The sequence below is a fragment of the Rhodococcus sp. NCIMB 12038 genome, from assembly GCF_002165735.1.
GTDB lineage: Bacteria > Actinomycetota > Actinomycetes > Mycobacteriales > Mycobacteriaceae > Rhodococcus_F.
Genome location: NZ_NHML01000002.1, coordinates 122,638 through 133,706 on the forward strand (window position 1 = coordinate 122,638; position 11,069 = coordinate 133,706).

Genomic DNA, 11,069 nt, shown 5'->3' on the forward strand with positions numbered 1-11,069 from the left:
AATACCGGGTTTCTCGTAGATCATCATCCGGGAAGGTGCGCCCTCCCCGATCCACAGGTATTGATCATTTCTCCCGCTCCTTGCCTGTGTCATTCTGTGCCCTACACAACAGATCTGCCTGGACTGTGCCGAGTAAGCAAATTTGGAGCCTGTGCCTTAAGGTCGAGAGTTCGTCGTCTGGACGTCAGGCTGCAGCGCGATTAGGGTTTGGGCGGCTGGTAAACGAGACCGAGTCGGCGGATGCAGTCTGCAGCTTCCTCGTCCATACCGAGTGCGTCGTATGTCTCCCATGCCTGCACGTAAGATTTCTTTGCGTTGTCTGTGCGGTCGGTGTGAAGGTAGAGGCTGGCAATCTCGCGGTGGTGCTCTGCGATCTTGATGTCAAGGCGCAACCGCTGATACACGTCTCGGGCGTGTTCGAAGGCGGATTCTGCCTGGTCGTATCGACCGGTTTCGGTGTACACGATGGCGAGGTGGTGGTCGCAGTCGGCGATGTTCGGATCGATACCGAGGTCCAACATGCGGCCATAGTGGAGGTCACGGGCCTGGTCGAAGACGCGTTCGGCGTCGTCATACCGACCGGTGCGGGTGTAGACGATACCCACTTCCAGCAATGTATCGGGGATGGAGGACTCGCGGCCATGTCGCTGGTATAGATCCAGCGCGTGTTCGAACGACTCTTCTGCTTGACGGTATCGCGCTGTTCTGCGGTAGATACAGCCTAGGGTGTGCTCGCAGTCAGCACGGCTAAGGTCGTTGCCCAGGTCGTTTCGTACGCGTAGCAGTGTTTCCTCGGCCTCGTCGTACCGTCCGGTGCGGTAGTAGATGATTCCCAGGTAGTTGAGACAGAGGGTAAATCCTTCCGGCTGCTCGGTGTCAACGAAGGCTGCCATTGCATCGATGAGTTCGAGTTCGGCGTCTTCCAACTTGTTGGCGTCCATAAGTGCCCGCGCAAGGCGGTACGTGCAGTCGGCGGACTCGGCCGGACGGTTGGCTCCGAGATAGGAGTCGCGAGCTCGGGCGAACTCGGCGACGGCCACCGTGAAATCACTCTCGTACAATGCTACTTCGCCCAGTTGATAAGAGCATTCCGCCGCGCGTTCGGCGATACCGAGCACCTCGAACACATCTCGTGCCAGCTCGGAAGCACCGCAGTCTGCGAGGTCGGCGGCTGCTCGTTCTGCCTCTTCCGCGAACCCGGCGGTCAAAAATGCTTCCGCCGCAGTCTCAAGCACTTCGGTCTCGTCGGGACCAGTCCCCACGAACTGTTTTTCGTACTCGGTAATCAGTGCGACGACTGCGGCGTACCGCATCTTCGTCCAGAGCAGTGCGGGAACGTCCTGGAAGCCGGGTGCAATATTTTCGAGGAAGTCCCGTACGGTCTCGTAGTCATTAGAATCTAGTATTTGGAGGTAGAGGGTTTGTTCGATGTCTGATGCTTGTTCGATCACCTTCACTCCCACAGAGTCGAAAGCGAAGCGAATAATGTGGTCACGGAAGAAGGTGGAGGCAGCAACGAGCTGCTCTTCGCTCAGGTTTGGGCACAAAGTTTCCAGTTCGGCCAATGGATCGAACCCAGGATGGTCCAGCGTGTTGCCGTTGCCCAGTAGCCGGTCGAATGACCTGAGAATCGTCTGTGCCGTAGTAGCCGTGAGGTCCTCAAAGTCGGGAACGCTGTCTCTTATCATCTCGTGAAAACCTCAGCTTTCTCCATCGTCACTGAGCGATAGTGCGCCTGAATGTACCGACTTTCTCGGCGCACTCGGACTCTGTCATTCACGTGAATTACATGCGAGAACTGACTATCTCGCTAGAATTCCTTGAGTCGCAGAGTGTGGAATCGGCTAACTTTCATCTTGCCCCGAAAGCCACCCATAGCTTGAGGCGCCCCTCACCTGGTGGTTGCTTGAGCAACCAAATCACAGTCGGAGGAACCCCAATGACTCACGACCCGAATCACCGGAAGCCGGATGCCCCCTAGGACTCGTAAACCGGACCTCCCATGTCACACCTGCACGCCTCGATGAGCACTCGAATCGACACCTGCGCCACTTGGAGGAGCGCGCACTCCTCACCGGTGGTGTGTGCGCTGAGGTGCAGGCATCCGATGGTGACTACACCTCGATGCGGGTGCGAAATGGGATCACCGTATTCCAACAGTGGATTGCCGACCAGTTCGGGGTACCGGAAAGCGACAGGATCCGATTCGACCACGGTCTGGAGGAAATTCGACCCGGATACCGACGTCAATGGGGTCATCCGTGCGATCAGGGCGGGAGCGAGGGGTGTGCCACGCAGTGCAACTGTTCTGGTGGGCGAACTCACCGATGGAGTCAGCTCGTGATGCCGAGTGCATAGTCGATGATCTTGCTACGTACCTCGCGGCTCGATCGGATCGGGATCACGAGTAAGACCGATCAGTTCTTCTCACTCATCTCGTCCGATGTTGCGCATCCATATCTGGCTTCATCGTGACCGCGATCTACGGGTGACCTACGTGAGGTGGACTCGTCCTGGGCATGCCCTTCGCCACGGTGTGGGCATCCGGATCCCGGGACTGTCAAGGGACCATCGCGTCAGCGACGTCGACGCCTGGACGCGCAGCGGGGGCTGCGAATCTCAGCCTGCGGGCCGAGTGCCAAGATTGTCGCAGGCTCCCGATAGTCGTGGTGCTGTTCTGAGGACAGGAAGGGAGGCCTTGCGCCACGTGACTGACGAAGCGCAATCGCACTATGCATTGTCGTTCACCAGTGGCGGCCTCCTCGCCCGCGAGGGTGAGTCCGTCGCAGCCATATACCTCGAGTCTCGCGACTGGCAGGCGACCCGTGTCCGAGTTATCGACGATAACCTGTTACAGGCCCGCACTACCTCATCACTCCTCAGGGTCTCCCGTGAAACCGTTCAGCGACTCGCTGCGCTCGGCAATGACGAGATCGAACTGCTTGTCGAGGGCAGTCCGTCGGAGCAGCACCACCTTATGTGGGCCGCGGCCTGCCGTCGCTACGCGCTGATCGGCGACTTCGCTGAAGAGGTGCTGCGGGAGCGATTCCTCGTGATGACGCCGACGCTCGACGCCGACGACTTCAATCGGTTCATCACCGGTAAGAGTCTGTGGCACCCTGAGCTCGACGATCTGAAGCCGTCGACGAGACAGAAGCTTCGACAGACATTGTTCCGTATGCTCCGCGAGGCAGGTCTGTGTACCGACGCCGGCCACATCATCCCTGCCGTGATCTCCGGACGCGTCATCAAGGTGCTGGACCGCCGCACACCCAGCGATCTCCGATTCTTCCCGATAGTCACACGCTTCACATCCTCAGGCAACCAGGTGCACCCATGAGAACAACCCAGCGAAACCTCACTCACGACGAGAGACACCTGTATGAGGTGTTGCGTAGCGACCGATTCTTGAGGATGGAGGGCCTCTCCAAGGAAGTTCCCTTCTTCATCTATCACTTCCCGCCTGCCTGGGCCCTCGACGTCGACGGCATACGCGACCGAGTCACCACGAAGCTCCAGAGCGATGACGGCATCAGCGTGATCGAGATCGACCTCTACGATCTCGCTGTCGAGCTCCTCGCCGAGCGAGGCGTCTGGGACCGCGTTCTCCAAGCGGAGCCGGCGATGGACAAAGCCGACTTCCGCGAGATGCTCCAGGGCATGCTCGATCCGCACGATCACCTGGCCCCGGCGATCCGCACCCGGCTAGACGCCGAGCAGAGAACTGAACCCAACACAACCGTGGCCTTCCTCACCGGCATCGGTGAGGTATTCCCGTTCATCCGCACGCATACAGTGCTGGAGAACTTACAGAGTGTGGTGGTGGGTCGCCCGATGTTGGCGTGGTTCCCGGGTACGTACGAATTCACCCAGGCGGCCGGACACCAGCTCCGCGCCCTCAACCTTGTCGCGAGCGACAGCTATTACCGGGCCAAGGACATTCTGGAGCAGGAGGCATGAGCATGAGCGCGATCAATGAGATCTTCGCCAAACCGATCGACCGCTCGATCGAGGGTGTCATCAAGGCCGACGACACCTCCCAACTCGCGACCGAGGTAGAGGAGTATGTCCTCACCAACGAGGCCGCCAAGGGCGTCGAGCAGGTGCTGGAGGCGTACACGAACTACACGAACGCCAACGGCGTGTGGATCTCTGGCTTCTTCGGCTCCGGTAAGTCACACCTGTTGAAGATGCTCGCCCACCTGCTCGGCGACATCGACGGCCACGACTACCCGCGCGCCCAGGTCTGCACTCGATTCCGGACGAAGACCGACGACGCGTTCTTGCCGGCGTTGATCGACAAGGCCGAGAGAATAGAAGCTAAGAGCCTGCTGTTCAACATCGACCAGAAGGCCACCCTGATCTCGAAGGACCAGAACGACGCCCTGCTGAAGGTGTTCGTGAAGATCTTCGACGAGTCCCGCGGCTACTACGGCAACCAGGGACACATCGCCCGCTTCGAGCGCGACCTCGACTCCCGTGACCAGTACGTGTCCTTCCAAGAATCCTTCGAACAGATTGCGGGAATCCCCTGGACACAGGGACGTGAACAAGCTGCCCTCGAAGCAGTCAACATCGACAAGGCCTTCGCCGAGGTCAACGGCTCCGAGAGTCCCGGCATCATCCGCCAGTACAGCGCGAACTACTCGGTCTCGATCGAAGATTTCGCCGACGAAGTGGCGGCCTGGCTCGGTCGACAGCCTGACGACTCCCGGTTGAACTTCTTCGTCGACGAGGTCGGCCAGTTCATCGGCACTAACACCCAACTCATGCTCAACCTCCAGACTATCGCCGAATCGCTTGCCACCAAGTGCCAGGGGCGGGCGTGGATCTTCGTGACCTCCCAGGAGGACATGGAGAAGGTCGGCGGGGACCGCACCAAACAGCAGGCCAACGACTTCTCCAAGATCCAGGCGCGCTTCAAGAACCGGCTGAAACTTACTAGTCAGGACGTCGAGGAGGTCATCCGCAAGCGTCTCCTGGCAAAGACCGATGGTGCGAGCACCGACGTCAGGGCGATCTACAACGCGGAGCATGCGAACTTCAAGACCCTGTTCGATTTCGTCGAAGGCCGCCACTACCCGAACTACCGCGACGAGCGGCACTTCGTCGGCACGTACCCATTCGTGAGCTACCAGTTCCCACTGTTCCAGGCCGCGATCGAGTCGATCAGCGACCACAACATCTTTGAGGGCCGCAACAGCTCGGTCGGTGAACGCTCCATGCTCGGCGTCGTCCAAGAAGTCGCCACCGGCCTCGCCGACCAGCCGCTCGGCGCCCTCGCGTCCTTCGATCAGATGTTTGAGGGCATCCGGGCATCGCTGAAGTCCGCGAATCAGCGCGCGATCCTGGGCGCCGAGAACGCCCGCAGCAGCGGCAAGCTCAGTCCACTCGCGGTGCGACTGCTGAAGGCGCTGTTCCTGGTGAAGTACGTCGATAGCTTCAAAGCCACGCCCCGCAACCTCACTGTGCTGGTCTACGACCGCTTCGGCACCGATCTGACCCAGCTCGGCAAAGATGTCATCGAGGCGCTGAACACACTGGAGGCGCAGACCTACATTCAGCGCAATGGTGACCTGTACGACTATCTGACCAACGAAGAGCAGAAGATCGAGCAGGAGATCAAGGACGTCGACATCGACAGCTCCGAGGCCTCCGCCAAACTCAACAAGCTGCTCGCGGAGTCGGTCGTGAAGACCACGAAGGCCACTGCCAGGAACGGCCAGAACTTCCCGTTCGGGTACAAACTCGACGGTGTCCCATATGGCAAACAGTACGAACTGTCGCTGCACTTCATCAGTCCCGAGACGGATTTCAGTCTGGAGCAGATCAAGATGCAGAGCACCGGGTTCGACGAACTCCGAGTGGCGCTCCCGGTGGAAGCCAACCGAATCCTCGCCGACCTGCGCCTGCTCCTGAAGACAGAGAAGTACGTCAAGCGTGCTCAGGGGTCCAGTCGCACCGCGGTCGAGACCCGGATCGTCAGCGAGAAGGGATCCCAGAACGCCGAGCGGGAGAAGGAGATCGTCGAACGTCTTCGGACAGTTGTCGGGGCGTCGACTCTGATCCACAACGCCGGGGTCCTCGACGTGACCGCTACGGATGCGCAGACTCGCATCAACGACGGCTTCGGCAAGGTAATCTCCGCCACCTATACCAATCTCAGCATGCTCGGCGGCAAGACTTTCGGCGAGCAGAGCCTAAGCGGACTGGTGAACCCAACCGACGGCATCTTTCCCGAGGCCGGCAGCATCCTCGAAGTTCCCGCAGGGGACCTGCTCGGGCATCTGGAGATGCGCGGCAAGCGGCACGAGATGGTTACGATGAAGCAACTCATCGAGCGTTACACCACCAAGCCGTACGGTTGGGACCAGTGGTCCATCGCTGCCGTGGTTGCCTACCTCGTAGGGCAGACGAAGATCGAGATCCAGGTCGATGGCAAGACTCTCGCCCGGACGGAGATCGCCGGAGCGCTGCGCAACACCCAGCGCTACCCACATCTGATCGTCGCCCCGCAGCGCATCTACGACCAGAAGATCGTGAACCTGTTCCGTAAGTTCGTCATCGAGTTCACCGACGAGGGCGCCATCACGAAGGATGCCGCCGAACTCGGCCGCGTTGGCAAGGAACATCTCGAAGCCAAACTCGCCGAGCTGAAGGCACTGCGCTCGGGCGCCGCCGCCTACCCGTTCATCGACCAACTCGATGAACCGATCAGGCTACTCGCAGAACTGAGCAGCAATCCGGCGGCCTGGTTCGTCGAGCATTTCGTCGGGGCCGACGATCTGCTCGATGCCAAGGATAACGTTATCGACCCGATCAAGGCGTTCCTCAACGGCAACCAGCGCAGCATCTACGACGACGCCCGCTCGTTCATGCAAGCGAACAACACCAACATCATCTACCTGCCCGCCGGAGTCGCCGACGGGATCGAGACCGCGCTCGAAGACGCCCAGATCTTCCGCGGCAATAGGACCACGCAGCTCGGCAGTGCGGTCACGGCTGTGAGGGAACAACTCAACGGCGTGGTTACTGCAGAGCGGGACGCAGCGACGGCAAAGATCGACAACTACTGGAAGCAGGTTCCAGTCGGCGCGGCGTATGTGGCCGCGACAGAGGCGGCACGTCAGTCGGTTACCCTCCAGACCGAACAGATGCTGGCGCGCGTCCAGCAGGAGACGCAGATCCCTACGATCCGTCACCTCGCTGCGCAGTTCGGCGACACAATCTATCCCGCGATCCTCGACGAACTCGAAGCCGCGAAACCCACGCCGGTTACGGAGCCGGTGGACGCCGACGATGATGAAACGCAGGTTCCGGTCAAGCCGACGCCTCCGGTGAAACAGAGCATCTCGATCAAGAAACTAGCGCTACCCGGGGCTGGTGGGGTCCTTGAGACCGAAGCAGAGGTTGACGCCTACCTAGATCAGCTTCGCGCGACATTGCTTGCGACGATCAACGACAACAAGCGCATCACTCTCTAACAGGCCCGGACCTCTTCAAAGACACAGGTTTAAGGACGCAGCATGGACACCAAACCACTGGAGAGCTTCGCGAAGGCTGCCCGACGCGAACTGATCGTCGCCGTCGAGGCGCGGGTATCTGCGGTGCTCGCCGCCGGGTCCGTCGCACGTAGCGAGCGCGCCGAGACTGTGCGCCTCCTTGAGTCCGAGATCGCTGAACACGGCCGCGAGCACGTGATCGAACGGGTCGCCTACACCTGGTTCAACCGTCTCATCGCGCTGCGGTTCATGGATGCTCGCGGTTACACGGACGCTGGCATCGTCTCACCGGCATCGGGCCAGGCTCACGGTCAGCCGGAGATCCTGGCCGATGCGAAACGCGGCGTCCTCGACTCGGACGTCGTCATTAATACAGGCACTCACGGTTCGATCCTCGGTCTGCTGGACGGCACCCGTCGCAGCACTGATGCCGAGGGCGAGGCTTACGCGCTGTTGCTCACCGAGTACTGCCGGCAGTGGCACAAGACGATGCCATACATGTTTGAGGCGGAAGGCGCCTACACCGAGTTGCTTGTGCCCGCCGGACTGCTCGCCGATGGATCCCTCCTGTCCCGCGCTCGAGAGGTTCTCACCGAGGACGTTTGCGAAGACGTCGAAGTAATCGGCTGGCTCTACCAGTTCTACATCTCCGAGCGGAAAGACGAGGTCTTCGCCGGGTTCAAGAAGAACAAGAAGGCCGGGGCCGATGAGATCCCCGCAGCCACCCAGCTATTCACCCCGCATTGGATTGTCCGCTACCTCCTTGAGAACTCGCTTGGACGACTCTGGATGCTCAATCGTCCGTTCTCGCGAGTTGTCGACGAGATGGACTACTACATCGCGCCGCTCGACGAGGAGGCGGATTTTCTAAAGGTTTCGGGACCGGAGGAACTGACGGTGATCGACCCGGCCTGCGGATCAGGCCACATGCTCACCTACGCCTTCGACCTCCTCTACGCAATCTATGAGGAGGAGGGCTACGCGCCGTCGGAGATTCCGAGCCTGATTCTTAGCCACAATCTCTACGGCACCGAGATCGACCCACGCGCCGGGGCGCTTGCGGCGTTCGCTCTCACCATGAAGGCCCGCGCGAAGGACCGCCGCTTCTTCATCCGTTCTGGCGTTCAGCCGAGGGTCTGTGTGATCGAGCCGATCTCCTTCACCCCCGATGGGCTCGACTTGCTCATCACGAAGGACGGGGACCGCGATGCCGAAGAAGCGTTCTGGAACCAGTTCCGCGATGCAGACACCTTAGGTTCGCTGATCCAGCCGGACCCAGACGCGACCAAACAAGCGGCTGCGGTATTGGAGGGGTTGAAGGACATGGAGGAGACTTTCTACTACGACACGCTAAACCGTGCACGCCAGGCTGTCTCGCAGGCAGACATGCTGAGTCGACAGTACTCGGTGGTCACGGCAAATCCGCCGTATATGGGCAGTAAAAACATGGATGCGCGGCTCACCGAGTTCGTTAAGAGAAAGTTCCCCGACGGAAAGCAAGATCTCTACGGCTGCTTCGTGCTGCGTTCGATGACGTTGTCCGTCTCTGGAGGATTCGTCGCGGATATCATTGGGGACACATGGATGTCGATCTTAAGCTTCAAAAATTTTAGGGAAGATATCGTCGCTGGCCATTCATTCGATAGTTTTGTGCATCTGCGAGACGTCTCTAACCACCCGGACATATTTGGGGCTAATGCTGCGTTTGTCCTCGCGATGACAAACGCCCCAGGGAGGCGAGTGCCGTTTATTCGGCTGACGCCACTGAACGAGGGGGAGAAGAGAACTCGCCTCGTTAAGGCCATTAATAATCCCGACTGTGAGTGGAGGTACATGGCATCCTCCGAGGACTTCGCCAAGGTACCCGGCACGCCCATCGCGTACTGGCTCTCTGACGCCATGCGTGCTGCCTTCGCGAGGGGGCGTCCACTGAAGGAAATCGCTGAGCCGCGGCAAGGGCTCGCGACGGCGGACAACAACCGCTTCCTGCGTTCATGGTGGGAGGTCGGCGCAAACCGAACTGCGTTCGGGTGCACGGATCGCGAAGCAGCGAGAACATCTGGCGCTCGTTGGTTCCCTTACAACAAGGGTGGCGATTTCCGGAAGTGGTGGGGTAACCACGAACACGTCGTGAACTGGGAAAGTGACGGAGCGGAGTTGTTCGCGCTGCGTCCAAAGTCGGTCGTCCGAAGTCCTCAGACGTACTTCCTGCCGTCGCTGTCGTGGTCTAAGGTGAGTTCGGGCGACCCTGCTTTCCGGCTATACCCGGCTGGGTTCGTTTATGACGTTGCGGGCACGTCGATATTTACGACTGACACTGAGCGCAGGGACGAGTTGGCCGCATTCGCGAATTCGTCCGTAGCGCTCGAAATGCTGAAGGCAATCGCCCCCACCCTAAACTACGAGGTAGGTCAGATCGCGCAACTCCCCGTCGTGCCGTTGCGAGGCACGGGGGCCAGCGGTCTTGCTCGTCGTGCAGTTGAGCTGAGCCGATGTGACTGGAACGAGTTCGAAACCTCATGGGATTTCGGTAACCCTGCACTCTTGAGAGCAGAGGGCCGCCTACTCGCAGACCGCTACGCACAGGTTTCGCATGAGTCGGCACAGGCCGCGGAATTGATGCGTGAACTGGAATCGGAAAACAATGTTGTCGTTGCAGCGGCGTACAATGTCTCACATATTGTGACTGCCGATGTAGCGCTCAACCGAGTGTCGCTGACGCGAAACATCGAGTTCCGGTACGGACCGAACAAGTCTGCGACTGAGTACGAGGAGCTGGAGCGGGAGGATCTCGCGGAGGAGTTGATCTCCTACGCTGTCGGCTGCATGTTTGGTCGCTACAGCCTCGATGAGCCGGGCCTGATCCTGGCCGATCAGGGGGCAACGCTCCGGGACTACCTCGCAAAGGTGGTGTCGACGGGCTCAGCCAGAGACGTCACGTTCATGCCCGACGCCGATAATGTGATCCCGTTCGTCGACGACGGCTGGTTCGAGGACGACATCGTCGAACGCTTCCGCCAGTTCCTGAAAGCCGCGTTCGGCGTGGAACATTTCGAGGAGAATCGGCGGTTCGTGGAGGAATCGCTGGGCGTCAAGACGTTGCGCGACTACTTCATTACGAAGTCGGGTAGGTCGAAGTTCTACGACGATCACGTAAAGCGCTACAAGAAGCGCCCCATCTACTGGATGTTCTCCAGCCCCAAAGGCTCGTTCAACGCGCTGATCTACTTGCACCGCTACACGCCGTCCACGATCTCGATCGTGCTCAACGAGTACCTGCGGGAGTACGAGAACAAACTGCAGAAGGCCCTTGAACGGGCAGAGGTGGCGGCCGCCGGCGGATCTTCGGCGAAGGACGAGAAAGAGGCCGACCGGCTGCGCAAAGTGCTTGCCGAACTGCGCGACTACGAGCACGACGTGCTCTATCCGCTCGCCACTCAGCAGGTCGAGATCGACCTCGACGACGGCGTGAAGGTGAACTACCCGAAGTTCTACCCGGCGGTGAAGAAGATAGCCGGCCTGGAGGCCAGCGATGAATGACGGTGATATATCTGACGCAACCATGAA

Annotated in this window: 5 protein-coding genes; 4 read left to right on the forward strand and 1 reads right to left on the reverse strand. The window is 59.8% G+C overall.

Annotated elements, in window-relative coordinates; all coding sequences use genetic code 11:
• Positions 1 to 200: 200 nt before the first annotated feature.
• On the reverse strand, positions 201 to 1,688 hold the full coding sequence (locus CA951_RS02900; RefSeq protein ID WP_087555434.1) for a tetratricopeptide repeat protein: 1,488 nt from the start codon (positions 1,686 to 1,688) through the stop codon (positions 201 to 203).
• 1,019 nt (positions 1,689 to 2,707) lie between these two features.
• Here CA951_RS02900 and CA951_RS02910 point away from each other — a divergent pair.
• The 4 genes from CA951_RS02910 (at position 2,708) to pglX (ending at position 11,042) form a co-directional block, all read left to right on the forward strand.
• A complete protein-coding gene (locus tag CA951_RS02910) occupies positions 2,708 to 3,340 on the forward strand; it encodes a DUF1819 family protein (protein WP_256973248.1) in 633 nt (210 codons plus the stop codon).
• 74 nt (positions 3,341 to 3,414) lie between these two features.
• Positions 3,415 to 3,960: a DUF1788 domain-containing protein gene (locus tag CA951_RS02915; RefSeq protein ID WP_256973288.1), complete on the forward strand. Its 546-nt coding sequence runs from the start codon at positions 3,415 to 3,417 to the stop codon at positions 3,958 to 3,960.
• The gene (gene brxC / locus CA951_RS02920) at positions 3,843 to 7,484 is read left to right on the forward strand and encodes a BREX system P-loop protein BrxC (protein WP_256973250.1); all 3,642 of its coding nucleotides are present in this window, start codon (positions 3,843 to 3,845) and stop codon (positions 7,482 to 7,484) included. The genes CA951_RS02915 and brxC overlap by 118 nt, the downstream gene beginning before the upstream one ends.
• Positions 7,485 to 7,526: 42 nt before the next feature.
• A complete protein-coding gene (gene pglX / locus CA951_RS02925; RefSeq protein WP_087555439.1) occupies positions 7,527 to 11,042 on the forward strand; it encodes a BREX-1 system adenine-specific DNA-methyltransferase PglX in 3,516 nt (1,171 codons plus the stop codon).
• Positions 11,043 to 11,069 lie beyond the last annotated feature (27 nt).